Here is a 26,951-nt window from a genome sequence, read left to right on the forward strand (position 1 = left end):
TAACCCCCAAGTTTGGGGGAACGACAAGATCAAATTAGTTACTAACTAATTCTTTCATCAATTCAGCAACAGAGGTAATCTGATTAGCACGTCCCGCATTACTACCAGCAAAAATTAAACCATTTTCAATGTCACCTCTCGCCGCTCGATCTAAAGCACGAGCGATACAATAATTTTCAGCACGATCTCGACAGCTACAGACTTGTAAACAACTTCCAAAACATCGTTTATCTAGATCACTAACATGATTGATTGCTTTCTCGGCAAAGGAATTTTTTAAAGCTCGTCCAGGTAGCCCCACTGGAGAAGGGACAATCACCACATCTTCTGGCTTGGCATCACGATGAAATTCTTTGTATTTGATATGAGCATCACATTCATTCGTTGTAATGAATCGCGTTCCCATTTGGACTCCACTCGCTCCTAAACTCAAAGCTCGATCGATATCTGAACGATCCCAAATTCCCCCAGCAGCAATGACAGGAATTTCCACCTCTAACTCTTCTCGTAGATAAGCCACTAATTCTGGAATCACCTTGTCACTATCTAAATTAGCTTGTCCTAATTCCTCTTTTTTTGCTCCTAAATGACCTCCCGCAGAATTGGGATTTTCCACCACAAACCCGTCTGGAAGTCTCCCATATTGTTTTTCCCATTTTCGACAAATCACTTTAGCGGCGCGAGTGCTAGAAATAACAGGAATTAACGCCACATCAGGATAATCACGAGTATATTTGGGTAAATTTAGCGGTAAACCTGCTCCCGCAATAATCAAGTTTGCCCCATTTTCAGTGGCAGTCCGTGTTAGTGTTTCATGATCTTGTCCTGCAACCATGGAGTTAATTCCGATGATACCATTAGGACTGAGATCGCGGGCTTTTTTCAATTCATCGATCAACGCTAACCGATTCGCTTCAAAAATATCTCTTTTTCCTCGTTGCTTGGGATCAAAATAGGGGGACGCAAAACCTAACGCTACCGCAGAAATAATCCCGATTCCCCCAGTATTTGCTACCGCACTGGCTAAACTAGCGCCAGAGATTCTGATTCCCATTCCTCCTTGAATAATGGGATAGGGAGCAACATAATTGCCAATGTGAAGTTTAGGGAGAGTTGTTGTCATCATTATTTCTTTAATATACTTTATAACTAATTAGTTATTATTTTAATTATAGTACAAAAAGGTAGGTTGGGTGGAGGAAACGAAACCCAACACCAATATTCGTTATTCGTTATTCGTTATTCGTTATTCGTTATTTGTTATTTGTTATTTGTTCACTGCTCACTGATTACTGGTCACTGGTCACTGGTCACTGGTCACTGCAATGGGTGGAGGAAACGAAACCCAACAGAATTTGTCACTGATGCAGAATCACGAATTATTACGGGGAGGGTAACTCAGAGGGATCGCGCATTGGTTTCTGTTTCAAGTTTTCCCGAAACTGATTCAATCCTTGTCGCACTTGCGGAAAATACCAATAACTGAAACTGACTCCACTGATGAGTAACACTAAAATTAGGATCAGTAAACCTAACCCACCGCGCTTGCTTGTTTTCGGCTTGTCAAGTTGTTCTGGAACTAAAACGGTTTCTGGTTCGGGTTGGATTTCTGTTTGTTCCTTAAACGTAACTGTGAGATTTTTTTCCTCAGCAGTGGAAATAGAACACTTCATCAAGGAAACAGTAACGTTATCGTGTCCGTTGAGTGTATTCGCTAAACTAACCAACCGTTGCGCGACGATATTAACATCTTTCTGCGCTTCTAAAATTGGTAATATTTCTTGTTCCCAGTATTGTTCCACTAAGCCATTGTCACTCAAGCCATCAGAACATAATAAAAACACACAATCTTCTTCAATTACTAAGCGTTGGGTGTTGGGATGCAGCAGTTTGGAGGAACTCATCCCCAAAGCCTGAACTAACGCCCCTGCTGAGGGTTGTTGTAACGCTTCTCGATAAAATAAATGACCAAGACGGGTTTGACGGGAGGCGAGATCGTCATCTAAGGTCACTTGATAACAACCGTTAACAGTGATCCAATAAACGCGAGAGTCTCCCACATGGGTAATATACATTTCATGGTTGTGTGCTAACGCCATGACTAAGGTTGTTCCCATGCGTTCTTGGGCGCGACGTTTTTCTTGATCGTTTTGTTCACAAATTACGTCGTTCACTTCACTGACTGCTTTTTCAATTTTATGGGTGAAAAGACGAGGGTTGGAGGCGTTTTCTTGAATCGTTTTCAAATTTTGACGCAGGTGATCAATGGCGAGTTTTGATGCGATTTCTCCTCCCTGATGTCCCCCCACACCATCACAAACGATCGCCAATGCTTGTTGATTTAATCCTGAGGTTTGACTCTCTTCTTGTTGATAATAAGCATCTTCGTTGTGCGATCGAATCGGACCAGAATCAGTAACAGTCGCCACTTGATACGATCGGGAACGCGATCGAGCGATCTCGGTTAATCCTTCATCCAAAAAACGAGTTAACCCCTCACTACTTTCTAAGTTTCCCTCAATGAGATTTTGACAAACCTCTTGTAAAAAAGACTGAATATTGGGTTCAGAATCTTCTATCCAACTTGACCACAGTTTCCCCAAATCTTTAAGCAGAACGCTGTCTTGATTGGAGTGTAGTTCTTGTAACTGAATAATTGAACCATTAACCCGCAACAATTCAGGTGTAATCAAGGTTTGTGCGACCTTTTGACTCTGTAAAGGCTGCCATAATTGGCTGATTTGCAATAACCAGTTGATTTGACGAGTTCCTGTCGCCTTTTTCCACACCGCGCTGAGAGGAGGTAAAAACTCTCCTTGTGCTAATTTCGCCTGTACAGTGGAGGAAAAGTTTTCATATTCCAATAACCAAATGATACCTTGATCAAGCGCGATCGAGCCATAGACTTTAGGAATATGAAGACGATAAGGACTCAGTTTTAAGTACGGTTTTAACCAGTAGGGAATTGTTTCTGGAAAGTCGGGAGGAGTTGCTGGTTTTGTCTCCACAACTAAGTTTTTGCTAACCACAAAATAGCGATTAGCAAGTAACTGATTAATCAGTTTCGAGTCGAGAGAATCTCCCACTACCCAAAGATACCGCTTAATCAGGGGAGCTTGACATTGACCGCAAAACTCTCTCGTCATGGGGTTCGCTGTTTGACAATCCTTCCGCGAACAATGAAGGTTAATTTGTGTTTCGTCCATCAATTACACTTTCCAAAACGGCGAGAAAAACTGGACGGGAAAACTCAGTCATAAATCGGATGTTACGAAACTAATTCTTATATTTTTCCTCTGACTCTGGACTTTCCACTTTCGGAACTCCCATACTGTAATTGAGGACGCGACTATTTAAGTTATAACTAATTTCCCCACTTACGAGAAGATGACGAATAAAGTGTTCGAGATCAGAGCCAATGCGCTTTAAATTATACTCAGTTAACTCCTCTCCACTATGAGATTCTACCAGTTCATCAAACTTTCGATAAACTTGGTTTAGAGTTTCTTCTGTCCAGTTAAACTCATTGTCGGGATCAATGTCGAGAGTGAGGACATTATTACTTTCTACTAACTCGTTATCTTGAATTTCGGCGGTAAAAATACGGACGTGACGAGTGGTTGATTTGAATAACATAATCAGTTTTCAAGCAGTGGTTTTTGGTTAATTTAACAGTTTTTTGCCGTTTGCTGATCTCTATCTTTCTAGGGTAAATCAATGACTCCTAGTTCGATCGGTTGTTTTGCTCCTGTCACTTGCGGTAAATTACCTGGAAAGTGATCATAGTAGCGCCAATACCCTAACACAGCAAACGCGATCGCTTCTTTAAAGTTATTATCTAATCCTACCTCATCGGTGGTTTTGAGTTCGATTTGTGGGAAATATTTTTGCAGTTGTTGACATAGATATTGGTTTTGACTCCCTCCACCACATAACAAGATACGATCGGGAAGACGAGGGAGAAATTTATGATAATCTTGGGCGATCGAAGCGACAGTCAATTCGGTTAAACTCGCGATAAAATCCGCCTCGGTGAGATCGTGCGCTTGAGCGGTTTCCCAAGCATCATTTAAGTAAGTCTCTCCGAATAATTCTCGTCCTGTGGATTTGGGGGGAGATTGTTGGAAAAAGTCATCTTCTAGCCATTGTTGGACAATTTCTCGCTGTGGTGTTCCTTGTGCTGCCCATTTTCCCCCCTCATCATATCGTTTTTCCCCCTGACTCAACCGTTGGACAGCTAAATCTAATAAGCTGTTACCTGGACCATTATCCCAACCACAGACTTTCGTTTCCCAGTTCTCTTCTTGTCGAGGAGGGAGATAAGTTACATTACTAATCCCGCCGATATTTTGGACACAAGTGGTGAGAGTGGGATGGGAGAGTAAACACGCATCCACTTTACAAACTAATGGCGCTCCTTGTCCATTTTGAGCGATATCGGCGGCGCGAAAATCGCTAACCGTCGGACGTTGGCTGATATGAGCGATCATTGCTCCTCTTCCCCATTGTACGCTGTAACCGAGAGTCTTTTTCGGGGGACGATGGAAGACAGTTTGACCATGAGATGCAATGAGATCAGCAGTGGTATTGGTCGTTTTTTCTAGCTTTTGGGCGCATTCGGTAAAAAAACGCGCGATCGCGTCGTCTAGGTAACAAAACTGCTCGATCGTCACGCTTTTCCCCCCGCAAACCCTTAAAATTTCCTGTCGTAATTGTTCAGGATAAGGATAGGTTTCTCCCGCCAATAATTCTACGGCTACCTCTTGCTTTGTTCCTGTAATTTCCACTAAAGCGACATCAACCCCATCAACAGATGTTCCACTAATTAAACCGATTACTTTCATTATTCGTTCTCGATGCCATGATCTATAGTGATTTTACATCTGATGTAAAACAATAACTTAGGACTTACGCAGTTAAATAAATTCTGCCCCCCTAGCCCCCCAAGTTTGGGGGGAATTAATTCATAAAGTCCCCCAGAATTGGGGGATTTAGGGGGCAAGCGCGTAAATTCTGTAACTGATGGAAGTTTTCCCAGAATTGGGGGTGAAACCAGATTTTGATACAATTCGATCGGGTTTGTGTTCTCCCAACTGGAAAGGGTTTAACAAAGATGGGAAAAATTGCGCTGATTGATTATGATATGGGAAACCTACACTCAGCAGAGAAAGGGTTGCAAAAAGTGGGAGGAAGCGTAACGATTACCGATTCTCCACAGGTGATTCTAGACGCAGATGCGGTGGTGATTCCAGGAGATGGTGCGTTTGATCCAGCGATTAAGCATTTACGAGAAAGAGGGCTAATTGAACCCATTAAACGATCGATCGAGCAAGGAAAGCCTTTTTTAGGCATTTGTTTAGGACTACAGGTATTATTTAATGATTCCGAAGAAGGAAACGAAACTGGCTTAGGGATCATCCTTGGAACTGTGCGTTTATTTCAACCCGAACCCAATTTAACAATTCCTCACATGGGTTGGAATCATTTAGAATTGACTCAACCCGATCATCCCCTGTGGCGTAATTTACCCGAAAATCCCATGGTTTATTTTGTTCACTCTTATTACGTCGATCCGATCGATGCGACGGTTAACGCCGCCATGGTAACTCATGGTCAGCAACAAGTCACCAGCGCGATCGCTCAAGATAATATAATGGCGGTACAATTCCATCCCGAAAAGTCTTCTCACATCGGACTGCAAATTTTATCTAACTTCGTCCATCTCACTCCGTAGGTTGGGTGAAATGAAATGAAACCCAACATCAATCAGTGACCAGTTAAGCAGTTACCAGTTACCAGTAGTTCTCAAACTTAATTAGTAAGTAGGGTTTGCTGAAAAAGTCCATTGGTCGGTGAAGATCGTTATTCGTTATTCGTTATTTGTTATTTGTTATTTGTTATTTGTTATTTGTTATTTGTTCACTGGTCACTGATCACTGGTCACTGATCACTGGTCACTGGTCACTGATCACTGATCACTGGTCACTGATCACTGGTCACTGTAAAAGAAACCCAACATCGCTCAATGACCGATTATTGTGATTAAACTAACTCAAAAACAGCGACAACAAATGTATCGTCACGGAGAAAACACCTATCCAGAAGAGTGTTGTGGCATTTTATTCGGATACTCAGATCAAGAAACCACCGTAGTTAAAATTTGGGAAACTGAAAACGTTTGGGAGAGTGGAGAGAATCCCTTAGAAACCAATACAGGGAGTAAGCGCGATCGATTTACCATCGCCCCGGAAACCTTGCTAGAAGCGCAAAAATACGCCCGTGAAGAGAACTTAACCATTGCGGGAATCTATCATTCCCATCCCGATCAGGTCGCCATCCCTTCCGAATTTGACCGCGCGATCGCGTGGGAAACCTACTCCTATATAATAATGTCTGTGAAAGCAAAAACTGTCGTTGCTTGTCGCAGTTGGAAATTAAACGATCAACAACAGTTTGAAGAAGAAGTAATCGTAACAGAAGGTTTGCAATGAGGGACAGAAACACTTATCCTATAAAGACCACACTGCCAACTGTAGCAAAATAGTAGATAAGCCAATCAACACATTATCATCCTCACGTCAGGTGTGAGACAACTATGCTCAATCCAAACCTAGAAGAAATCGAACTCACGAAAGAAGAATACGAACGTTATTCTCGTCACATCATCCTTCCCGAAGTGGGATTAGAAGGACAAAAACGCCTCAAAGCAGCCAGCGTCGTTTGTATTGGAACAGGGGGACTCGGTTCTCCGCTTTTATTGTACTTAGCAGCGGCTGGAGTCGGACGCATTGGAATTGTCGATTTTGATATTGTTGATAAATCCAACCTCCAACGCCAAATTATTCACGGGACATCAGGAGTCGGTCAACCAAAACTCCAATCCGCAAAACGGCGCATTCTCGACATTAACCCCTTCTGTCAAGTTGACCTCTATAACACTCGCATCACCTCCGAAAACGCCCTAGATATTCTTAAACCTTATGATGTGGTTGTGGATGGAACAGATAACTTTCCCACTCGTTACCTCGTCAATGATGCTTGTGTGTTACTGGGTAAACCGAACGTTTATGGGTCAATCTTCCGTTTTGAAGGACAAGCCAGCGTCTTTAACTACCAAGAGGGTCCCAACTATCGGGATGTCTTCCCAGAACCTCCCCCACCTGGCATGGTTCCCTCTTGCGCGGAAGGCGGCGTTTTAGGGGTGTTATGTGGTGTTATTGGTTCAATTCAAGCCACAGAAGCGATTAAAGTCATTTTAGGGATGGATACCACCCTCAGTGGGCGTTTATTGCTGTATAACGCTCAAACCATGAGTTTCCGAGAATTAAAGTTACGTCCTAACCCAGAACGTCCCGAAATTAAAGAACTCATTGACTACGAACAATTCTGTGGGATTCCCCAAATGCAAGCAGAAGAAACCGAAGTTCCAGAAATGACGGTTCAAGATTTGAAGCAGTTAATGGAACAAAAAGCCGATGATTACGTTTTAATTGATGTTCGTAATCCCAATGAATACGAAATTGCTAAAATTCCAGGCGCAACCCTAATTCCGCTTCCTGATATTGAAGAAGGAGATGGGGTAGAGAAAGTTAAGGAATTGATGAATGGTCATCGTTTAATTGCTCATTGTAAAATGGGCGGGCGATCGACGAAAGCGTTACGGATTCTCAAAAAAGCAGGAGTGGAGGGAACTAACCTCAAAGGCGGGATTCGTGCTTGGAGTCAAGAAATTGATTCCTCTGTTCCAGAATATTAACCTACTTTTCTTTCCCCCCTGAGATTGGTGTTGGGTTGCGCTTGGCTTCACCCAACCTACTTTTCTACTTTTCTTTCCCCCCTTAGTTAAGGGGGGTTAGGGGGGATCAGGCTACAATCATTGAGCCAATACCTTCATCACTAAAAATCTCTAAAAGGATAGAATGGGGGATACGTCCATCAATGATATGAGCGGCGCGGACTCCTTGCGCTAAAGAACGGACACAACATTTAACTTTTGGAATCATTCCCCCTGCGACAATACCATCTGTGATCAGTTGTCGTGCTTTTCCGATGTCGAGATGGGTGATGAGAGTCGAAGGATCGGTGTAATCTTGAAGTAAGCCAGGGGTGTCGGTAAGAAGGATTAGTTTTTCTGCGTTTAAGGCGGCTGCGATCGCTCCTGCTACTGTGTCAGCATTGATATTATAGGCTTGTCCTGTTTCATCTGAGGCGACGGTAGAAATAACGGGAACATGACCAGCATTGATTAAAGATTCAATCAGTTGCGGGTTGATGGTGCTGACTTCACCGACAAAACCAATTCCTTCTTCGCTACGAGGACGTGCTGAGATGATATTACCATCTCGCCCACAAATCCCGATCGCGCTTCCTCCCGCTTGATTAATCAGGGCGACAATTTCTTTATTCACCCGTCCCACTAACACCATTTCTACCACATCCATCGTATCCGCATCCGTCACCCGTAAACCGTTTTTAAACTGGGGTTCAATTCCTAATTTCCCCAACCAACTGTTAATTTCCGGTCCGCCACCATGAACCACAACGGGGCGCATTCCCACACAGGAGAGGAACACTACATCACGAATTACTTGTTCTTTTAAGGCTCTTTCCTTCATCGCCGCACCGCCGTATTTAATGACGACAGTACGCCCTGCAAAACGTTGAATATAGGGGAGTGCTTCACTTAATATGCGGACGCGGTTGGCTTCTTCTTGTTTGATTTTCTCGTACTCACTAGACATCTGACACAATTATTGATTCAGGATATTTTAACGATTCCAGAATTATTATCCTAACCTTTCTCTGCCATGATTTTGGTCGAAATACACTATTGGGGTTGAGTTTCGCTTCCGAGGAGTGTCGCAACAGAAAAGTTAATTTCTGGGAAAGCAAGACTGGATAGGTTTAAATTCGACTGTAGAATCTGAATATAAGAAAATCGATCGCGCAGGGGGTTTCGATACACTTCCAAACAGTTTTCGTTGAGATCAATTAACCAGACTTCCCTGATCCCAGCACGAGCATATAAAGGAATTTTAACCGATCGGTCATAGTTAATACTGCTTTCTGCCACTTCAATCAGTAAATAAATCTCATGCGGTTGAGGATGTCTGGTTGCATAATAATCGGAACGAGGGTGCAACAAAACAACATCGGGCTGTGGTTCGGATTGCTCATCTAGGGCGATCGGGTCTTGGATTCCCAGTATCACCTGATCTTTTAAGCGATTTCCCAATACATCATTGAGACGTTTAACAGTAGCAACATGACGGAAACCAATCGGGGACATGGGAATAATCTCTCCTGTAATTAATTCTACTCGATCGCGATCGGTGAGAATCCCAGCTTCTGCCATTTGATGGTATTCCTTGACATTAAACAAACGTTTTTCAAGTAACATAATTTTTCATTTTACCTAGCTGTAGGTTGGGTGAAGGTAACGAAACCCAACATCAATCAATTCTAAAAGTAGGTTGGGTGAAGCGAAGCGAAACCCAACAAGATGTCGGTTGGATGAAGGTGACAAAACCCAACATCAATCAATTAGTGCGATTCGTTTCTGGTGAAAACGCTGTAGTTCTCTCGAACTACGGAGTATAAGCCAGAGCTTGGTTAAACCCTTCGGGGTACAGACCTTGACAACTTGATTTCCATGTTGGTGAGAACCTGTGGAGCAATAGCTAAGAAACAGGTAGGGTATAACCCGTTAATTCAAGTCCATCCCTCTCAGGGTGTGAGAGGACAGCGTAACCCTTATCTATAGAGTTGACTACTTGAGGATAAAGCAGGGTTAAATGGGGTCACTGCTGGAAGCCTAAACTGGTAAATCTCTAGCAAGAGACTATGCCTAGTCAACGAACCTATGTTTGAACCATCGTTAGGAGGAACCTGCGTAAAGGCTGTTCGCAGGGGGCGAAATAAGTCCAAAGTAAAGGATATAAATTTTAGTTTGTTTATATCACACCTCAAAGTTTACTCGGTGGAGAAGTAGGAGGCTAAGGTCTCAATCAATGGAAATCAGGAACGAAGTAACCCTCGTCTATACTCTTGGGGAAGGTCGATACCTCAAGTAGTCTGTCGGGACGCAATTTCTGACTCATTTGTCGGGTAGAGCGAGGGAAGGATTGGATAAGAAGCAAATGCCTTCTCTAACAGGAAGGATATGCAAACGTATCCACTTTAGATTACGAAGATAATAAGTGAAGTAGAGTAAAGTTATGAACTCATTGAAGTATAGATGTGATGCTCGGACAAAAACCTTCTTAATGCTCTGGTTAGGTTTTGGGTTTAATCTCATGGCAGAGACAGAGTGGAGTCAGATAGACTGGCGAGAGGTGGAACTGCGGGTGTTTAAGCTCCAAAAACGGATTTATCGAGCTTCTCTAAGTGGGGACGTGGCTAAAGTTCACAAACTCCAAAAATTATTGTATAAGTCTCGGTGTGCCAAACTCCTAGCGGTAAGGCGCATCTCGCAGGATAACCAGGGTAAAAACACCGCAGGGATAGACGGTATAAAAAGCCTAAGTCCTAAACAACGGTTGAACCTTGCTGAAAACCTAACCCTTACAGGAAAAGGTAAATCCTTAAGACGGGTCTGGATTCCGAAACCAGGTCGCAAAGAAAAACGTGGCTTGGGTATTCCAGTAATGGAAGACCGTGCAAGGCAGGCACTTCTCAAGCTGGCTTTAGAACCAGAATGGGAAGCAAAATTTGAGCCTAATTCGTACGGATTCAGACCGGGACGCTCTTGCCATGATGCGGGACAAGCAATCTATGTAGCTATAAACCAACAGTCTAAATGGGTGTTGGATGCCGACATATCTAAATGTTTCGACCGTATAGACCACAATGTTCTCTTACGAAAACTGAATACAACCTCGACTATAGCTCGACAGATTCGAGCTTGGCTGAAATCGGGGGTATTGGATAGAGGCGATTGGTTTCCAACAAATGAGGGAACACCACAAGGAGGGGTGATAAGTCCTCTATTGGCAAACATCGCCCTGCATGGACTTGAAAAGTATATAAAACAATGGGCTGAAACCTGGAAAGGATACAAAGATATGAATGGAAAATCGAGAGGTAAAAAACAAAAACGACACTCGATATCCGTAATCAGGTATGCAGACGATTTCGTCGTACTTCACAAGGATAAATCCATCATCCAAGAAGCTAAAATGCTGATTGAACAATGGTTACATGGCTTAGGCTTAGAACTAAGTGAGAGCAAAACGAGAACTTGCCACACCTTACATGATACGAATGAAACTAGAGCAGGGTTTGACTTTCTAGGATGGAACGTCCGACAATATAAAGTCGGGAAGAGACATTCCGGAAAAAGTCAAAATGGCAATTTACTTGGGTTCAAAACAATAATTAAACCTAGCGACAAGAGTATCAAAACCCATTATGAAAAGATTGTTGGTATTTTAGATTCAATGAAAGGTAAATCCCAAGAGGTAATCATTGATAAACTTAACCCGATAATTAGAGGTTGGTGCAACTATCATAAGACAGTCTGTTCAAAAGGGATATTTTCCCATATGGACAAAATGATCTATAACAAATTACGTCGCTGGATAAAAAGCCGTCATTCTAACAAAACCCGCAAATGGTGTAAAGAAAGATACTTTCATTTGACTAAGGAGAAAAAGTTAGATGGAGGAGACAGGGAAGACAAATGGGTCTTTTCGACTCCTTCTGACGTACCAAATTCTCCTGTTGCGGGCAAGCATGAATTACGCAAGCACGCATGGACACCAATTGAAAGACATACAAAGGTTAAGGGTACAAAGTCTCCTTTCGATGGAGATTGGCGGTATTGGAGTAAACGTCGGGGTGCATACCCTGGCGTAACAAAACGAGTTGCCAAACTGATGGAACGTCAAAAAGGCAAATGCGCTCGTTGTGGGCTTTATTTCAAAGATGGAGATGTCCAAGAAGTTGACCACATAATCCCCAAAGTCGAAGGGGGTAAAGATGAGGACAAGAACGTACAGTTACTCCATCGCCATTGTCACCACCAGAAAACTGCTGAAGACCGACAACGACAAATGAATAATAAGGGGCAAAAGAAAGCCCAAAAGAAAACAAATAAGAGTCGTAAATCGGAAACTAGACAGGGAAGTGCTGTTAATACAGCGTAGTTTGGAGAGGAGCGGTATGAGGTGAAAGTCTCACGTACCGTTCTGAAGCCGAGTCAGGAGGGTGACCTTCTGGCTTAGGTAACCTAAAAGTAGGTTGGGTGAAGGTAACGAAACCCAACATCAATCAATTCTAAAAGACAAAAACGTAGGTTGGGTGAAGGTAACGAAACCCAACACCAATTATAAGTAATTAAGGGAAAGACATTAATCAAACCTTACTTTGTCGTAAATATCAGCAAGAGGAATTGTCATCCCATCGATCGCCAACGTTAGAATAGAATCTAACCCCTGATACTCTGTAAACAACCATTGATGACGATCGGTTTTGCGATAATGTTCAATCTGTGGCGAATACTGATCAATTAAAACATATTCCTGAAAAGAAGGAATACTACGATATGCCTGGAACTTCTCATCCTTATCATAACCTTGAGTGGAATTGGATAAAACTTCTCCAATCAAACAAGGATTCATTAGCGTATCTTTCCGTCCTTCTTGAAACTGTAATTCTCCCTGTATAATCATTATATCTGGATAAGTATAAATATTTTTTTCAGGAATCCAGAGTCGTTGGTCGCTAACGAATATATCATAATTCTTAGTTTTCAATGCGAATTTTAAAGCAAAAAAAGCATTGCCAATAATAAGGTTATGATTAGGTGTTTCACTTGCCATTTTTCTAACTTCGCCATCAATATACTCATGCTTTTCTTGAGAATTAACTTCAAAATCGAAATATTCTTGGCGAGTATATTTCTTTTCTTCTACCGTTTGACTAATCATCATTTTCCTCCTGATTTAATTGCTCTAAAATCCCCTGTAATTCCTTAATTTTATCTCCATACTCTCCCCAATTTCCAGCTTGCGCTGCTTGTTGTGCGTCTCGATAAAGATTTAGCGCCCGTTGTGCTAATTCATTAGGAATTGTTGTCTCTGTAGTCGGTTTTTCTTCAGACAAAGCGGGTGGCGCTGTTTCCTCTCCAAAAATGGCGGCGATTGCTGATTGTAAATTTGGACGCATTACTAAATTATCCCCATGTGCGACAACAACTCGCTTTAATTGTGGTAATTCTCCTTGTTCGGAACGTAAATAAATCGGTTCAACATACAGTAATGATTGCTCAATGGGAATTACTAATAAATTTCCTCGAATTACTCGTGAACCTTGCTGATCCCACAGACTTAATTGTTGCGAAATTTCTGGGGTTTGATTAATTCTTGCCTCAATTTGACTCGGACCATAAATTAACTCTTGTTTCGGAAATTCATATAACAATAATCTACCATAATTTCCGCCGTCCGATCGCGCCGCCATCCAAGCGATCATATTATCTTTATTAACTGGTGTAAAGGGTAAAATCAGCACAAATTCCACTCTTTCTTCATCAGGAAGACGCATGATTGTGTAATACGGTTCAACTAATTGCGTATTTCCTTCATAAGTTTCCGTTGCATACTGCCATAAATCTTCCTGATTGTAAAACACTTCTGGATTACTCATGTGATAATCCAAATACATCTGGCTTTGAATTTTGAATAAGTCTAACGGATAGCGAAAATGGGATTTTAATTCAGGAGAAACATCAAGCATTGATGTAAACAAGTCTGGAAAGATTTTTTGATACGTTTGAATTAAAGGATCAGATTCATCCGTAATCACAAACTGTAATGTACCATCATAAGCATCGACAACAACTTTAACTGAATTACGAACATAATTAAAACCACCCGTGAGAAGTTGTGTACTTTGTCCACTTCGTAAAATTGCGCTGGCATTGTTAATGTTAGAAGCGGGTTCAGAATAGGGATAATAATCGCTAACGGTGTAGCCTTCTACAATCCATTTCATGCGACCATTAACAATAGTAATGTAAGGATCAGCATCTAGGCGTAAAAAAGGCGCGACGTGATTAATTCGTTGGCGAATATTACGATAATAATGAATCCGTGATTCGGGTTGAAATTGACTGGAAATCAGAACTTTAAAACTTCCTAAATCATAGGCGTATAATAATTTATGCCAAAATGAACCGAGATCAACGCCTCCTTTTCCCTGATAACGGTTACTGGCGTTATCTTCTCCTAATGGATAGTCAAACTCATCTTCAACCATTCCTGTAAAGATGTAATTGTTGGTTTCTTCTCCGTAATAAATGCGCGGTTGTTCGACTTCTATATCAACGCTAGATTCAGGAGGAATGTCTTTAACAAATAATTCGGGTAAGCCCTGATCAGTTACTTTATTGACTGGGCTCATTACTAATCCGTAACCATGAGTATATTTTAGCCGTTGCGTTACCCAACGATTTTGAGGGGCGCGAGACAATTCTCGTGGTGATAACATCACCTGACGATAGACATCATTAATGGTGTAGCGATCGACATCCACATCACGAAAGCTATAATAGGGGCGGATTTCTTGCAGTTGTCCGTAGGTGGTTAAAAGCGGACGATAATCCCACAGACGCACGTTGCGAATTGTCCCTTCATTATCGTTTAATTTAGCGCGATCGAGCCGTCCTTGGGCAGGATAATCATCTCTTTCCACTGTACTTAGGTTATAAGCATCTCGTGTCAGTTGAATGTTATGTTCAATGTAAGGTTTTTCCTTGGCAAGTTCGTTGGGTTCAACCTGAAACCGTTGTTGAAACCCTGGATATGCTTGATAAAGCAGAAGATAAATTACCAGATATAAACCGATTCCTGTTAGAGGTAGGATTAGGGTATTTTGTCCCGCCGAAGCAATAAAAATCACCGCTAAAGCTAACGCCATAAATCCCATTGCGGTTAACGCTACCAAACGAGCGTGAGTATCGGTAAATCCAGCACCAGAAACTACCCCCTCCCCAGAGTATAGGAGATCGTAGCGTTGTAGCCAAAACTGAAACGCGACTAAAAAAGATAATCCCGCTAGAAGTAAACAGAGGTGTGCTTTTGCTTCTCCATAAATAATATATTGCCATCCTCGATCGAGGTTGATTGTTCCTTTTAAGAGATAAATCGCAGCCGCAACAAAAAATCCTGTGATTAACAAAGCGAATAACCAATCCTGTAATCCCTCATAAAAGGGAAGTTGGAACATATAAAACCCAATGTCTCGGTTATAAATGGGATCATTGAGGTTAAATTCTGTGGCGTTGAAGAATTTAAGTAACGTATCCCAAGCGGTAACACTTGCCCCAGCCGCCGAGAGTGACATGAAAAAGATTATAATCGGTGCAATATATTTGGGAGCGCGATCGGCGTAAAAGGAGAGATCACTTTGTTCTAAAAAGCGGATGGTAGAGTAGCGAGTGACTCGCATCGCAAACCAATAATTCAGCCACAAGAAAAGACCAAAAATAATAAAACTTCCTACCCATGTTATGCCACGCCAGGTGAGAAGCGTCCAGAAAACATCACGAAATCCGATCGCACTAAACCACCAAGATTCTGTGGTTAAATGCACCAGTGTTCCTGAGAAAATTAAAAGTAGAATGAGGATGACAATGGGAGGGATTAGCCAGCGCCAGTTCGGTTGTTTGCTCGATCGGTGGGATACCATAGTTTTACCAGTCAGCTACGATCCCTATCTTAAGAGATTGATTTACATTAATTCTGTTTATGACCTTTTCTCCCAGTTCATCGGATATTCAAGCGATTTTCGATCGCATCGCACCCGTTTACGATCAGCTTAATGATACCCTCAGTTTCGGACAACATCGCATCTGGAAGCGGATGGCGGTAAAATGGGCGCAACCGCAACTCGAAGACACCGCCTTAGATTTATGTTGTGGGAGTGGAGATTTAGCTTTTATTCTCGCGAAATCGATCGGGAAAAAGGGAAAGGTAATCGGGGCTGATTTTTCTCCTCAGCAGCTAGAAATCGCCCGTCAGCGCCATCAAAAACAAGGTCAGGTCTATCCTATAGAATGGGTGGAAGCAGATGCGTTAAATCTTCCTTTTGCGGATAACAGATTTGATTGTGCGACGATGGGTTATGGGTTGCGTAACGTAACAGATATTTCTGCTTGTTTAAAGGAAGTTTATCGCGTTTTAAAACCTGGGGCGATCGCCTCGTTTCTTGACTTTCACCGTCCTTATCAGCCCCTTATCGGACAGTTTCAGCAATGGTATTTAGACAATTTAGTGGTTTCCACCGCCGAAAATTTGGGACTAAAAGAAGATTATGCTTATATTAATCCCAGTTTAGAGCGTTTTCCGCAAGGGAAAGAACAGATACAGTTGGCGCAAGCGGTAGGCTTTACAGAAGTTAAACATTACCCGATCGCTTTTGAGTTGATGGGGGTTTTAGTGATGAAAAAAGTTTACAGTTAAAATAGATGGAGGAATCTGGGAATTGCTCGATCGAGCCTGAAATTAACCATCATGTCAGTTACGGAAACGAAACCGCCACAATGGCAACAAGGAAGTTTAATTGAAATTGAAATTGACGATTTATCCGATCGCGCCGATGGTGTCGGACGCTGGGAAGGGCGTGTCGTCTTCGTTCCAGATACAGTGACGGGCGATCGAGTGTTAGTCCGTTTAGTACGGGTGAAACCACAATACGCCTATGGTCAACTACAGAAACTATTGACTCCCTCTCCCCATCGGATTCGTCCCCAGTGTATCGTTGCTGATAAATGTGGCGGTTGTCAGTGGCAACATATCGACCTCACTTATCAACACCAGGCAAAAACACAAATTATCATTGATGCTTTAGAACGCATTGGCGGTTTAAATCATCCCCCAGTTGCCCCCATTTTAAACCGTACAACTGGGCTAAACTACCGTAATAAAGTCACTTATCCCCTCCAACGATCGGCGGAAGGAAAGGTGCAAGCGGGATATTATCGAAAAGGATCACATAAATTAGTAAACTTAAATCAATGTCCAGTGCAAGATTCTCGCTTAGACCCCTTTTTGGCGCAAATTAAGCAAGATATTGAAACTCAAGGTTGGGGAATTTATAACGAGACGAGACAAACTGGGAAATTGCGTCATTTAGCCCTGAGAATTGGACGTAAAACGGGACAAATTTTATTAACCTTGATTAGTACCGATGGCAATTTAGAAGGATTGGAAACCCAAGCTAAAACATGGTTAGAACAGTTTTCAGACTTAGTAGGCGTTTGTCTGAACAAAAATCCTCAACGGAACAACATCATTTTTGGGAAAGAAACCGACTGTATCGCGGGAAAAGGGGAGTTAGAAGAAGAATTTGCGGGTTTATCCTTCTTTTTACGTCCAGATACCTTTTTTCAAGTCAATACAGAAACCGCCGAAGCATTATGTGATCTGATTTTAGACAAACTCACCCTCACAGGAAGCGAAACCATTGTTGATGCTTATTGTGGCGTGGGGACATTTACCCTCCCCTTGGCGCGTCAAGCAAAAACCGTGATTGGGATTGAATCACAAGCCAGCGCGATCGAGCAAGGAAAACGCAACGCAGAACACAATCAGATCGAAAATGTAACATTTCATGTCGGAAAAGTAGAGACCATTCTTCCACAACTGGAAATTATTCCTGATTTAGTCTTTCTTGATCCCCCTCGGAAAGGCTGCGATCGCGCCGTTTTAGACACCTTAACCGCAATTGCCCCCCCTCGCATCATTTACCTCAGTTGTCGCCCTGCTACCCTCGCCCGTGACTTGGAAAAATTAGTCGCCGCTGGCTATGAAATCACCCTCATCCAACCCGCCGACTTTTTCCCGCAAACCTCCCATGTCGAGTGTGCCGTATTTTTACAACGGGGAAATCTACCCAAAGAATAGGGGGGTTTTACCCTTTTAAAATTTCTGATACAATGAAGCTGGAAACCATCAAGAACAAATAACATCAAATCCAAATTAAAGCAGATGGTTAATGTTTCTGATTCGTCCTAAGTCAAGAAACTAAAGCTAATTAGTCACGCCGAAAATTTCCAGTTTTAGTCATAACTTGAAACTGGAAATAAAAATGAATTGCATCTAAATATTCTTTCCGATTAATAATCCTAAAAAAGCGAGGTCAATAGTGTGATTGCTTTATCACCCCGTCCTACAAAATGCAATTGGGGAACAGTGAGTTTTGCCTCAACCCTTTATATTCACCCCATTTTAGACCTGTTGGTCGCAAAAGTTCCCCCAGATTGGCAAGTAGAAATTCGATTGGGATTACAAGAGGCTTTAGTCAACGCAGCCAAACACGGAAATCAACTTGATCCAGGCAAAACAGTAATTGTCCAATATGCAATTATGGCAAATCAATGCACATGGTTAATTACGGATAAAGGGGCTGGTTTTGCACCTAAATGTTGTTGCGAAGAAGACCCCTATAGTTTACTCCCAGAAGAAGATTCAGAAACGGGTCGTGGCTTATGTCTGTTATATCAAATTTTTGATCAAGTCGATTGGAATGAAGAAGGAACGCAGTTGAAATTAACCAAAAATCGTAATTAAATTTTACGTTAATTAATCAGAGAAAAGCCGAAAAAATGATATAGTTAGCAACGGAATAATGAGTGTTGAGGAGGAATTGTAGAATGATGATGACAGCTAAAGATATTATGACTCAAGATGTGGTCAAAATTAAAGGGTCAGCAACGATCGCATCTGCCGTAAATTTAATGAAAGAAAGGAATATTCGCTGTTTAATTGTTGACCGTCGCCGTGATGGGGATGCTTATGGTATTATCACCGAAACTGATATTGTCAAACAAGTCGCCGCCTATGGTAAAGACCCCGAAGAAATGAGAGTGTATGAGGTAATGACTAAGCCTTGTGTCGTCGTGAATCCAGATTTAGGGGTAGAATATGTGGCGCGGTTATTTAGTCAAGTGAATGTTCATCATGCGCCTGTCATTCAAGGGGAATTATTAGGATTAATTTCTACGTCTGACATTTTAAGAAAGAGTGATTTTGTAGAAAAACCCAAGGAGAAAATATTAGAAGAAGAAATTCAAAAGGCGATCGCAAAAGCACGTCAAGAATGTGAAGTAAACGGAAGAACTTCCGCAGAATGTGCAGTCGCTTGGGATGTGGTGGAAGAGTTACAAGCAGAAGCCGCCCACCAAAAAGCGGAGAAATTTAATTCTTACCGATATCAGGAATAAGATGTGGTAAAAAATAGATTTTAGTTGATTCTAAATCTTTCACTTATTATTTTGGTAGTATCTTCTGAGGCTTGCTTTGAGATTGGACTCCCAATCATCTACAAGAAGCTGAATCTGATTACAGGAAATTTCCCCACTTAATAAGTCTTCTAGAAGAAGGTGACATAACTCCATATTGTTGGCATTATGTCTCTTAACTTCGGCTTTAGCATCTGGTGCTAATCCAGAAGCAGTAACAATAATTCCAGTGTGAAGGTTTTCCCCTTGTAAATCTCCAACAAAACCATTCAATTCAAGTCGAGAAAACTGCTTTTTCTCAATTTTAATATTGAAACCTGCTTCTGCTTCAAGCTGATTTAAGTTACCTTGATTGCTCAGAATTGGAATCCTACCATCAATTCCCCCATCCTGACCCTGCATCAAAACCTTGAAATCTTACCGATCAACCAACCCTTTTGCCTCTTGCCTCTTGCCTTTTGCCTTACTACACCGAAAACATGAACTTTTTCAGCAAACCCTAACTAGCTCTCTTTGTAGTTTCCCCATCACTATCTAATAATTTTTCTAGTAACTGAATACATAAGCAAAAAACTGAATTGATTCCATCCTCTACTGTCCAATTCACTTTTCCATTTTTAGGAATCATTTGTGAACCAACAATTAAAACCATCCACCTTGGCACAGAAACATTTTGGATGGTTTGAGTATTTTCTTGGGGAGGTTGAGAGATACTATCTAATAACTTTTTAGCAGGTTTATATTGTATTTGATCAAGCAAACTTTTGTGAATATCTAGAATATTACCAGATACTATAGAAAAAGACATCTCGATTAACTTTTTAGGGGATTTTGTCCCTAAGTAGAGAGCTAATTGATCCAATAGGGTTTGATCTAACTTAGATTTATCGAACTTAATCGATACAGTCTTGAGATTACGGGAAAGTCGGCTGTTAAGTGTCTCTTCTAATTTTGACATAATACCCTCTACAAATTAAGTTCATTAAGAACAGAGAGCAGACTCTGTGAAAAGTCTTGATTCGAGCTAAAATCTAGCGGAGGTAGATTGACACAGGGTAACCAATGAGGTGATAAAAATTCATCAATAGACCTTTGTTCAAGGAGTTGATAAACGTGATTATGAAGTTGAAGATAATCATCTGCTGGAAAGCGATTGTTTACAATGATTCGCGCCTTCGGAATAAAGTCAGTAATTAAACCAAAATTGAGAAGTGAGGCAGTTTCCTTAACAATATCTTCCAAGCCAACTGGATCATATTGAGGGACAACAGGAATAATCAAACGCCAACCTTTTTGCGTTACAACTGTAGCAGGAACTTCATAATAATCATCTGTATCAGCAACTAAGAAATCATAATTTTTCGCCCCTGGAAACGAATTCGGTAAAGGTGTTGTTTCTCTGATATCTATTTTATTAAAGCCATTATTAAAATAACTTGATTCTAAGAAATTTGCCATTCTACTTCTACCGGCAAGGTCTAAAGCCCAAACCCGATAATCTTGTTGTGCAAGAAGCAAGGCAATATTTGTGGCGACGGTTGTTTTACCAACTCCACCCTTAGTTGCATTAACGACTATCTTGATCACTGCACTCAAATTCTATAATATAACGTAAGGTAATTTTACCAATTCCTGTCGCAGTCCCCTTTAATTTGGCAAAATAGACCTTACCAGTCTGTTAAAAAATAATCTGCACCCATCAGACAATGAGCAAACCGCAAACTCTCTTCGATAAAATTTGGAAACAGCATCTTGTTGATGAACAAGACGACGGAACTTGTCTTCTCTACATCGATCGACATTTAATTCACGAAGTCACTAGCCCGCAAGCATTTGAAGGACTCCGTTTAGCTAATAGAACCCCTCGTCAACCTCAAGCAGCGATCGCGGTCGCGGATCATAATGTTCCCACATCAGATCGATCGGAAGGCATCAAAGAACCGCAAAGTCGTCTCCAAGTGGAAACCCTCGAACGTAACGCCGAAGCAATGGGCATTCCCCTATTTCGCATGAGTGACGAACGCCAAGGCATTGTTCACATTATCGGTCCCGAACAGGGATTAACCCAACCTGGGATGACCATTGTTTGTGGAGATAGTCACACCTCAACTCATGGCGCATTTGGCGCATTGGCGTTTGGGATTGGTACATCAGAAGTTGAGCACGTTCTCGCCACCCAAACCCTACAAGCGAGAAAGCCCAAAAACATGAAAATCACAGTGGAAGGAACACTTCCCGTCGGTGTCACCGCCAAAGATATTATTCTCGGAATTATTGGTAAAATCGGCACAGCAGGGGCGACAGGTCATGTCATTGAATACGCTGGAGAGGCGATTCAGAGTTTGACCATGGAAGGACGGATGACTGTTTGTAATATGTCGATCGAAGCGGGGGCAAGAGCAGGATTAATCGCACCCGACGAAACCACTTTCAATTACATCAAAGGTCGTCCTTTCGCCCCAAAAGGAGAACATTGGGAAAAAGCCGTTGCTTACTGGCAATCTTTACCCTCCGACCAAGGGGCAACCTACGATAAAGAAGTCGTCTTACAAGCCAGTGAAATCATTCCCCAAGTTACCTGGGGAACCAGTCCTCAAGATGTACTACCGATTACCGCATCTGTTCCTGATCCGAGTGATTTTAGTGACTCTAATCGTCAGCAAGCAGTGAAACGCTCTCTCGAATATATGGGGCTGACACCGGGGACGAAGTTAAGCGAAATTCCCGTTGATACAGTTTTCATCGGGTCTTGTACCAATGGACGCATTGAAGACTTGCGAGAAGTGGCGAAAGTGGTAGAAGGACGTAAAGTTGCAGAAAACGTTTATGCAATGATTGTTCCGGGTTCAGGATTAGTAAAACATCAAGCAGAAAATGAAGGATTAGATGTTATCTTTACTCAAGCTGGGTTTGATTGGCGCGAACCCGGTTGTTCCATGTGTTTGGCGATGAATGCTGATCAATTGCAACCAGGGGAACGTTGCGCCTCCACTTCTAATCGGAACTTTGAAGGAAGACAGGGACGCGGTGGACGCACCCATTTAGTTAGTCCGGCGATGGCTGCAGCAGCGGCGGTAACTGGAAGATTAACCGATGTTAGAGAATTAAATTAAGCAGAGAAAATGGACAAGTTTACAACTTTAACTGGAATTGCTGCCCCACTACCGATGATGAATGTTGACACGGATATGATTATCCCGAAACAGCATCTCAAAACCATTAAACGCACGGGGTTGGGAAGGGTTTTGTTTGATGAGTTACGCTTTCAGGAAAATGGGGAGGAAATTCCAGACTTTGTTCTCAATCAGTCGCCGTATCGAGACGCAAAAATTTTAATTGCTGGGGATAACTTTGGCTGCGGATCATCACGGGAACACGCCCCCTGGGCGCTATTAGATTTTGGGATTCGTTGTGTCATCGCCCCCAGTTTTGCCGATATTTTCTTTAATAATTGCTTTAAAAACGGCATTCTTCCCATTACTTTAGCCTCAACCGAAGTGGAGACACTGCTAGAAGATGCAAACAATCCTGAAACCGCAACTCTTACGGTTGATTTAACCGAACAGGTGATTAAACGAAGTAATGAAGAGATGATTCCGTTTACAGTGGATGGGTTTCGTAAGCATTGTTTACTGAATGGATTAGATGATATCAGTTTGACGTTACAAAAAGCGGATCAAATTGCTGCGTTTGAACGCTTACAAAAACAGTCTTTGCCATGGTTATGGACTCACTCTGCTTAACGAGAAAAACCGAGAGATTTAATGGTACGATCCTCAAGGTTAAAACAAATCATTTAAAGAGGAAAAAATTATGGCAGATACTGATCTCTCCAAAATTATGAAGCAGGAAGTGGGAAAAGCTGCCGCCGATCGGGTAAAATCGAACTCGATCGTTGGTTTAGGAACTGGGTCAACCACTGCTTTTGCGATTCAATTTATCGGTGAACGATTACAAAGAGGGGAACTCAAAAACATTCAAGGGATTCCCACCTCGTTTCAAGCAGAAGTCTTATCGAAACAATATGGGATTCCTTTAACCACCTTAGATGCAGTAGATCATATTGACGTTGCGATCGACGGTGCTGATGAAGTTGATCCCAATAAAAACCTGATCAAAGGCGGTGGCGCAGCCCATACCAGAGAAAAAGTCGTTGATTCCCTCGCGGATCAGTTTATCGTTGTCGTTGATAGCGGAAAATTAGTCGATAAGTTGGGTTCTACCTTCCTGTTACCCGTAGAAGTAATTCCCATGGCAATGACTCCTGTCATGCGAAAACTCACGCAGTTGGGAGGGAAACCCGAATTACGGATGGGCGTGAAAAAAGCGGGCCCTGTAGTAACAGATCAAGGAAATTTAGTGATTGACGTTAAATTTGATGAAATTCCTAATCCTGAATCTTTAGAAAAAGAGATTAATAACATTCCAGGAGTTTTAGAAAATGGTTTGTTTGTCGGGGTTGCTGATGTCGTTTTAGTGGGAGAAGTCAAAGCAGATCAAGCAAGCGTTCGAGAATTTTAAACCCAATATAGCAGTCTCCGAATCAGTTGTGAGACTCCTTTATAGTTCCCCCAGAATTGGGGGCTAGGGGGCAGTTGATTGCTATATCCTTAAATCTGAAGAGGTAAGGAAAACGATGATACGTCAAAATGGAAATGCAAACGAATATTAAGTAAAGCTAATCTTATGGGTTTATTCGGTTTCGGTAAAAAACTCAGTCTTCCCAATCGCGAAGAAGCGTTACCTGGACGTGATCAAGCAATGCCAATCAACAATCAACATTATGTCAATAACAATCCGATTCAGCCTCCCTTCCCCGAAGGAATGGAACTGGCTTTATTTGGTATGGGTTGTTTTTGGGGCGCAGAAAAAGCCTTTTGGCAACTTTCAGGGGTTTATAGTACCGCCGTCGGTTATGCGGGAGGAATCACCCCCAACCCCACTTATCAAGAAGTGTGTACTGGCATGACTGGACATAACGAGGTGGTTCGCGTCGTGTATGATCCGAGTAAAATTAGTTATCTAACTCTTTTAAAAACCTTCTGGGAAAGCCATGATCCCACTCAAGGAATGCGTCAAGGAAATGATGTAGGAACACAGTATCGTTCTGGAATTTATGTTTACAATGACCAGCAGCGAAAGTTAGCAGAATCCTCTAAAACTGAATATCAAAAGGCTTTGATGCAGAAGGGCTATGGTAATATCACCACAGAAATTGTTGATGCACCCGAATTTTACTACGCGGAGGATTATCATCAGCAATATCTAGCCAAAAATCCCAATGGTTATTGTGGTTTAGGGGGAACTCGTGTCGCATTTCCCGCGATGACAGAAACAGTTAGTTAGAAACGCAGAAACGTAGGTTGGGTGTAGGTAACGAAACCCAACACTCAAACCGTAGGTTGGGTGTAGGTAACGAAACCCAACACTCAAACCGTAGGTTGGGTGGAGGTAACGAAACCCAACACTCAAACCGTAGGTTGGGTGGAGGTAATACCATTTCTATAAACTGGTGCTACATAACGATCCCCCCAACCCCCCTTAATAAGGGGGGCTAGGGGGGATCAACTGTAACTTTACTTTTGAGAAATGGTATAACGAAACCCGACAGCAGCAATGTCCGTTGGGTTACGCTTTGCTTCACCCAACCTACAGTAATGAAGCGAAATGAACCGAAAAAATGAAACAGCCCATGATCCCTTCCCAGCGCTGGACGATTAGCGAATTTAATTCTGAACAAACAAACCCATTAGTGGAAGCGACGGGGTTATCGCCACTTTTGGCGCAAGTTTTGATTAATCGTGGGTTTGTGACTCCTGATATTGCCCAAGTTTATGTGAATCCCGAAACAGAAACCTTACCGTTACCGCAACAAGAGTTTCCCGATTTAGAGAAAAGTGTTGATCTAATTATCAATGCGATCGAGGCGGAAGAATCAATTATCATTTGTGGCGATTACGATGCCGATGGTATGACTAGCACTGCGCTTTTGTTACGAACCTTACGTCATTTAGGGGCATATGTCGATTATTTAATCCCCAGTCGCATGAAGGAAGGGTATGGGATTAATACTCGCATTGTAGAAGAATGTGCTAGTCATGGGGTGGGGTTAATTTTGACCGTTGACAATGGGATTGCCGCTTATGATCCGATTTTTCGCGCGGTGGAGTTAGGAATAGAAGTGATTATTACAGATCACCATGATCTCCCAGAAACGTTACCGCCAGCAGATGCAATTCTTAACCCGAAATTACTCTCAGAAATCTCTCCTTATCGCGGTTTAGCTGGTGTGGGAGTTGCCTATGTTTTAGCAGTGAGAACAGCACAAAAATTAGAAAAATTACAAGGATTTACCTCTCAACTTTTAGAGTTATTTACATTAGGAACAATTGCCGATTTAGCCCCTTTAGTAGGAGTCAATCGGCGCTGGTTAAAACGCGGGTTACGTCAACTTCCAAAATCAAAAATTCCTGGGGTTCAAGCATTAATGCAAGTCAGTGGGGTGAATGATGTTCAAAAAACTGTTAAACCCGATGATATTGGTTTTCGTTTAGGACCGAGAATTAATGCGATCGGGCGCATTAGTGATCCGCAAATCGTGATCGAATTATTAACAACAGATGATGATGGAATTGCTTTAGAAAAAGCGATGCAATGCGAACAGTTTAATAAAAAGCGTCAGGAACTTTGTGAGACAATTCAACAAGAAGCAATTGCTTATTTAGAAGCAGGAAAAATCGACTGGTTGCGCGATCGAGTCTTAGTCATTGTACAACCGAATTGGCATCATGGCGTTATTGGAATTGTTGCCTCTCGCTTAGTGGAACAATTGGGTGTTCCCGTTTTTATTGGTACTTATGAAGAGGGAGACACCAGCAAAATTAGAGGTTCAGCGCGAGGAATCCCTGAGTTTAATATATTTGATGCGTTAGAATACTGTCAAGATTTATTAGGAAAATTTGGTGGTCATAAAGCCGCTGGTGGGTTTGGTTTAGAAGCGAATAATTTAGAAGCGTTTCGAGAACGATTAAGTGAATTTGCCCATCAATATCTAGAACCAAAACATCTTAAACCGTTAGTAAATATCGACGCGATCGCAACGTTTGAAGATTTAACCAATGACTTTTACCAGCAAATTGATAGTCTTCAACCCTGGGGAATTGGAAATGAAGAACCGATTTTTTTGAGTCAAAATGTTTCGGTGGTTCAACAGCGTGTGGTAGGAAAAGATCACTTGAAACTCACCTTAAGCCAAACAACTGGGGAAAAAGTGATTAGTAAAAGTGCGATCGCTTGGCGTTGGGGAAACTATTTTCCTCTCCCTCCAACGATCGATGTTGCTTACAAACTGCGAGAAAATCATTGGCAAGGTCAAATTACTTTAGAATTAGAATTAGTCGGTTTCCGTTTACCGCAAGCAACAGCAGAAAAACAAACCACTTATGATTATCAAGGACGAAATTATCATTGTTGTTTGTGGGAAGATTTAAACGAATTGAGAATTGAAAACGATCGCGGAAATCTCTTAGTTGTCAGCAAAGGAAACCGCAACGGACAACTGAAAACCAACTCTCAAGAATTAAAAACAATTGATGTGACACAACCTCCCTATTATCAAATTGTCAAAGCGGCGGTTTCTGCGTTAGAGGAAACAACCTCTCCTTTGTCAGATGGGTAATTGCAACAAGAACAGGTAAAATTAAACTGC

Annotated in this window: 26 protein-coding genes; 15 read left to right on the forward strand and 11 right to left on the reverse strand. The window is 42.0% G+C overall.

Translation table 11 applies throughout. The features are described from left to right. Positions 1-34: 34 nt before the first annotated feature. The 4 genes from DACSA_RS10630 to DACSA_RS10645 form a co-directional block, all read right to left on the reverse strand. Positions 35-1,126, reverse strand: a complete 1,092-nt coding sequence (locus DACSA_RS10630) for an NAD(P)H-dependent flavin oxidoreductase (RefSeq protein ID WP_015229759.1) — start codon at positions 1,124-1,126, stop codon at positions 35-37. Positions 1,127-1,382: 256 nt separating this feature from the next. Beyond that, the gene (locus tag DACSA_RS10635; RefSeq protein ID WP_015229760.1) at positions 1,383-3,206 is read right to left on the reverse strand and encodes a PP2C family protein-serine/threonine phosphatase; all 1,824 of its coding nucleotides are present in this window, start codon (positions 3,204-3,206) and stop codon (positions 1,383-1,385) included. Positions 3,207-3,276: 70 nt separating this feature from the next. Further along, the gene (gene ndhM, locus DACSA_RS10640) at positions 3,277-3,636 is read right to left on the reverse strand and encodes an NAD(P)H-quinone oxidoreductase subunit M (protein ID WP_015229761.1); all 360 of its coding nucleotides are present in this window, start codon (positions 3,634-3,636) and stop codon (positions 3,277-3,279) included. Positions 3,637-3,704: 68 nt separating this feature from the next. Further along, positions 3,705-4,844, reverse strand: coding sequence for an anhydro-N-acetylmuramic acid kinase (locus tag DACSA_RS10645; RefSeq protein WP_015229762.1), 1,140 nt, complete (start codon positions 4,842-4,844; stop codon positions 3,705-3,707). 269 nt (positions 4,845-5,113) lie between these two features. On the opposite strand from DACSA_RS10645, the gene hisH reads away from it, so the two are divergent. From hisH to moeB, 4 genes are all read left to right on the forward strand, one after another. Then, positions 5,114-5,734: an imidazole glycerol phosphate synthase subunit HisH gene (gene hisH / locus DACSA_RS10650; RefSeq protein ID WP_015229763.1), complete on the forward strand. Its 621-nt coding sequence runs from the start codon at positions 5,114-5,116 to the stop codon at positions 5,732-5,734. A 146-nt stretch (positions 5,735-5,880) separates the two neighbouring features. Further along, positions 5,881-6,042 (forward strand): hypothetical protein, encoded by a 162-nt coding sequence (locus DACSA_RS21505; protein ID WP_198007552.1) that lies wholly within the window; start codon positions 5,881-5,883, stop codon positions 6,040-6,042. Continuing rightward, positions 6,039-6,491, forward strand: a complete 453-nt coding sequence (locus DACSA_RS10655) for a Mov34/MPN/PAD-1 family protein (protein WP_015229764.1) — start codon at positions 6,039-6,041, stop codon at positions 6,489-6,491. The genes DACSA_RS21505 and DACSA_RS10655 overlap by 4 nt, the downstream gene beginning before the upstream one ends. Positions 6,492-6,595: 104 nt before the next feature. After that, complete coding sequence (gene moeB / locus DACSA_RS10660) at positions 6,596-7,756, forward strand: molybdopterin-synthase adenylyltransferase MoeB (RefSeq protein WP_015229765.1); 1,161 nt, start codon at positions 6,596-6,598, stop codon at positions 7,754-7,756. Between the two features lie 106 nt (positions 7,757-7,862). Here moeB and argB read toward each other — a convergent pair whose 3' ends face one another. Together argB and DACSA_RS10670 are read right to left on the reverse strand one after the other, a co-directional pair. Further along, positions 7,863-8,741, reverse strand: a complete 879-nt coding sequence (gene argB / locus DACSA_RS10665; RefSeq protein WP_015229766.1) for an acetylglutamate kinase — start codon at positions 8,739-8,741, stop codon at positions 7,863-7,865. An 86-nt stretch (positions 8,742-8,827) separates the two neighbouring features. Further along, positions 8,828-9,400 (reverse strand): Uma2 family endonuclease, encoded by a 573-nt coding sequence (locus DACSA_RS10670; protein WP_015229767.1) that lies wholly within the window; start codon positions 9,398-9,400, stop codon positions 8,828-8,830. A 77-nt stretch (positions 9,401-9,477) separates the two neighbouring features. Between DACSA_RS10670 and DACSA_RS22565 the strand changes: the two genes are divergently transcribed. Together DACSA_RS22565 and ltrA are read left to right on the forward strand one after the other, a co-directional pair. Further along, on the forward strand, positions 9,478-9,600 hold the full coding sequence (locus tag DACSA_RS22565) for a hypothetical protein (protein ID WP_269544594.1): 123 nt from the start codon (positions 9,478-9,480) through the stop codon (positions 9,598-9,600). A 617-nt stretch (positions 9,601-10,217) separates the two neighbouring features. Then, the gene (ltrA, locus tag DACSA_RS10675; protein WP_015229768.1) at positions 10,218-12,146 is read left to right on the forward strand and encodes a group II intron reverse transcriptase/maturase; all 1,929 of its coding nucleotides are present in this window, start codon (positions 10,218-10,220) and stop codon (positions 12,144-12,146) included. A 204-nt stretch (positions 12,147-12,350) separates the two neighbouring features. On the opposite strand, the gene DACSA_RS10680 is transcribed toward ltrA, so the two are convergent. Together DACSA_RS10680 and DACSA_RS10685 are read right to left on the reverse strand one after the other, a co-directional pair. Then, on the reverse strand, positions 12,351-12,929 hold the full coding sequence (locus DACSA_RS10680) for a Uma2 family endonuclease (RefSeq protein ID WP_015229769.1): 579 nt from the start codon (positions 12,927-12,929) through the stop codon (positions 12,351-12,353). Then, positions 12,922-15,690, reverse strand: a complete 2,769-nt coding sequence (locus DACSA_RS10685) for a UPF0182 family membrane protein (protein ID WP_015229770.1) — start codon at positions 15,688-15,690, stop codon at positions 12,922-12,924. The genes DACSA_RS10680 and DACSA_RS10685 overlap by 8 nt, the downstream gene beginning before the upstream one ends. 59 nt (positions 15,691-15,749) lie before the next feature. Between DACSA_RS10685 and ubiE the strand changes: the two genes are divergently transcribed. The 4 genes from ubiE (at position 15,750) to DACSA_RS10705 (ending at position 19,225) form a co-directional block, all read left to right on the forward strand. Continuing rightward, a complete protein-coding gene (gene ubiE, locus DACSA_RS10690; protein WP_015229771.1) occupies positions 15,750-16,463 on the forward strand; it encodes a bifunctional demethylmenaquinone methyltransferase/2-methoxy-6-polyprenyl-1,4-benzoquinol methylase UbiE in 714 nt (237 codons plus the stop codon). A gap of 51 nt (positions 16,464-16,514) precedes the next feature. Further along, positions 16,515-17,906 (forward strand): 23S rRNA (uracil(1939)-C(5))-methyltransferase RlmD, encoded by a 1,392-nt coding sequence (gene rlmD / locus DACSA_RS10695; RefSeq protein ID WP_015229772.1) that lies wholly within the window; start codon positions 16,515-16,517, stop codon positions 17,904-17,906. 243 nt (positions 17,907-18,149) lie between these two features. Beyond that, positions 18,150-18,572: an ATP-binding protein gene (locus DACSA_RS10700; protein ID WP_015229773.1), complete on the forward strand. Its 423-nt coding sequence runs from the start codon at positions 18,150-18,152 to the stop codon at positions 18,570-18,572. An 83-nt stretch (positions 18,573-18,655) separates the two neighbouring features. Beyond that, on the forward strand, positions 18,656-19,225 hold the full coding sequence (locus DACSA_RS10705; RefSeq protein ID WP_015229774.1) for a CBS domain-containing protein: 570 nt from the start codon (positions 18,656-18,658) through the stop codon (positions 19,223-19,225). Positions 19,226-19,264: 39 nt separating this feature from the next. Here DACSA_RS10705 and DACSA_RS10710 read toward each other — a convergent pair whose 3' ends face one another. From DACSA_RS10710 to DACSA_RS10720, 3 genes are all read right to left on the reverse strand, one after another. Beyond that, positions 19,265-19,645: a restriction endonuclease gene (locus tag DACSA_RS10710; RefSeq protein ID WP_015229775.1), complete on the reverse strand. Its 381-nt coding sequence runs from the start codon at positions 19,643-19,645 to the stop codon at positions 19,265-19,267. A 97-nt stretch (positions 19,646-19,742) separates the two neighbouring features. Next, positions 19,743-20,201, reverse strand: a complete 459-nt coding sequence (locus tag DACSA_RS10715) for a hypothetical protein (protein ID WP_015229776.1) — start codon at positions 20,199-20,201, stop codon at positions 19,743-19,745. Between the two features lie 8 nt (positions 20,202-20,209). Further along, the gene (locus tag DACSA_RS10720; RefSeq protein ID WP_015229777.1) at positions 20,210-20,830 is read right to left on the reverse strand and encodes a nucleotide-binding protein; all 621 of its coding nucleotides are present in this window, start codon (positions 20,828-20,830) and stop codon (positions 20,210-20,212) included. A 119-nt stretch (positions 20,831-20,949) separates the two neighbouring features. Here DACSA_RS10720 and leuC point away from each other — a divergent pair, with 119 nt between their 5' ends. From leuC to recJ, 5 genes are all read left to right on the forward strand, one after another. Then, entirely contained in the window at positions 20,950-22,356 is a 1,407-nt protein-coding gene (gene leuC, locus DACSA_RS10725; RefSeq protein WP_015229778.1) for a 3-isopropylmalate dehydratase large subunit, read from the forward strand. Between the two features lie 9 nt (positions 22,357-22,365). After that, complete coding sequence (gene leuD / locus DACSA_RS10730) at positions 22,366-22,986, forward strand: 3-isopropylmalate dehydratase small subunit (protein ID WP_015229779.1); 621 nt, start codon at positions 22,366-22,368, stop codon at positions 22,984-22,986. Between the two features lie 70 nt (positions 22,987-23,056). After that, complete coding sequence (rpiA, locus tag DACSA_RS10735) at positions 23,057-23,764, forward strand: ribose-5-phosphate isomerase RpiA (RefSeq protein WP_015229780.1); 708 nt, start codon at positions 23,057-23,059, stop codon at positions 23,762-23,764. 165 nt (positions 23,765-23,929) lie between these two features. Beyond that, complete coding sequence (msrA, locus tag DACSA_RS10740; protein WP_015229781.1) at positions 23,930-24,589, forward strand: peptide-methionine (S)-S-oxide reductase MsrA; 660 nt, start codon at positions 23,930-23,932, stop codon at positions 24,587-24,589. Positions 24,590-24,923: 334 nt separating this feature from the next. Continuing rightward, positions 24,924-26,921, forward strand: a complete 1,998-nt coding sequence (recJ, locus tag DACSA_RS10745; RefSeq protein WP_015229782.1) for a single-stranded-DNA-specific exonuclease RecJ — start codon at positions 24,924-24,926, stop codon at positions 26,919-26,921. Positions 26,922-26,951: the final 30 nt, after the last annotated feature.

The sequence above is a fragment of the Dactylococcopsis salina PCC 8305 genome (assembly GCF_000317615.1).
Classification (GTDB): Bacteria; Cyanobacteriota; Cyanobacteriia; order Cyanobacteriales; family Rubidibacteraceae; genus Halothece; species Halothece salina.

Excerpts from the sequence above, each read along its gene's own strand:
- DACSA_RS10630 (WP_015229759.1), bottom strand. The coding sequence starts at position 1,126 with ATGATGACAACAACTCTCCCTAAACTTCACATTGGCAATTATGTTGCT.
- DACSA_RS10635 (WP_015229760.1), bottom strand. The coding sequence starts at position 3,206 with ATGGACGAAACACAAATTAACCTTCATTGTTCGCGGAAGGATTGTCAA.
- ndhM (WP_015229761.1), bottom strand. The coding sequence starts at position 3,636 with ATGTTATTCAAATCAACCACTCGTCACGTCCGTATTTTTACCGCCGAA.
- DACSA_RS10645 (WP_015229762.1), bottom strand. The coding sequence starts at position 4,844 with ATGAAAGTAATCGGTTTAATTAGTGGAACATCTGTTGATGGGGTTGAT.
- hisH (WP_015229763.1), top strand. The coding sequence starts at position 5,114 with ATGGGAAAAATTGCGCTGATTGATTATGATATGGGAAACCTACACTCA.
- moeB (WP_015229765.1), top strand. The coding sequence starts at position 6,596 with ATGCTCAATCCAAACCTAGAAGAAATCGAACTCACGAAAGAAGAATAC.
- argB (WP_015229766.1), bottom strand. The coding sequence starts at position 8,741 with ATGTCTAGTGAGTACGAGAAAATCAAACAAGAAGAAGCCAACCGCGTC.
- DACSA_RS10670 (WP_015229767.1), bottom strand. The coding sequence starts at position 9,400 with ATGTTACTTGAAAAACGTTTGTTTAATGTCAAGGAATACCATCAAATG.
- ltrA (WP_015229768.1), top strand. The coding sequence starts at position 10,218 with ATGAACTCATTGAAGTATAGATGTGATGCTCGGACAAAAACCTTCTTA.
- DACSA_RS10680 (WP_015229769.1), bottom strand. The coding sequence starts at position 12,929 with ATGATTAGTCAAACGGTAGAAGAAAAGAAATATACTCGCCAAGAATAT.
- DACSA_RS10685 (WP_015229770.1), bottom strand. The coding sequence starts at position 15,690 with ATGGTATCCCACCGATCGAGCAAACAACCGAACTGGCGCTGGCTAATC.
- ubiE (WP_015229771.1), top strand. The coding sequence starts at position 15,750 with ATGACCTTTTCTCCCAGTTCATCGGATATTCAAGCGATTTTCGATCGC.
- rlmD (WP_015229772.1), top strand. The coding sequence starts at position 16,515 with ATGTCAGTTACGGAAACGAAACCGCCACAATGGCAACAAGGAAGTTTA.
- DACSA_RS10705 (WP_015229774.1), top strand. The coding sequence starts at position 18,656 with ATGATGATGACAGCTAAAGATATTATGACTCAAGATGTGGTCAAAATT.
- DACSA_RS10710 (WP_015229775.1), bottom strand. The coding sequence starts at position 19,645 with ATGCAGGGTCAGGATGGGGGAATTGATGGTAGGATTCCAATTCTGAGC.
- DACSA_RS10715 (WP_015229776.1), bottom strand. The coding sequence starts at position 20,201 with ATGTCAAAATTAGAAGAGACACTTAACAGCCGACTTTCCCGTAATCTC.
- leuC (WP_015229778.1), top strand. The coding sequence starts at position 20,950 with ATGAGCAAACCGCAAACTCTCTTCGATAAAATTTGGAAACAGCATCTT.
- leuD (WP_015229779.1), top strand. The coding sequence starts at position 22,366 with ATGGACAAGTTTACAACTTTAACTGGAATTGCTGCCCCACTACCGATG.
- rpiA (WP_015229780.1), top strand. The coding sequence starts at position 23,057 with ATGGCAGATACTGATCTCTCCAAAATTATGAAGCAGGAAGTGGGAAAA.
- msrA (WP_015229781.1), top strand. The coding sequence starts at position 23,930 with ATGGGTTTATTCGGTTTCGGTAAAAAACTCAGTCTTCCCAATCGCGAA.
- recJ (WP_015229782.1), top strand. The coding sequence starts at position 24,924 with ATGAAACAGCCCATGATCCCTTCCCAGCGCTGGACGATTAGCGAATTT.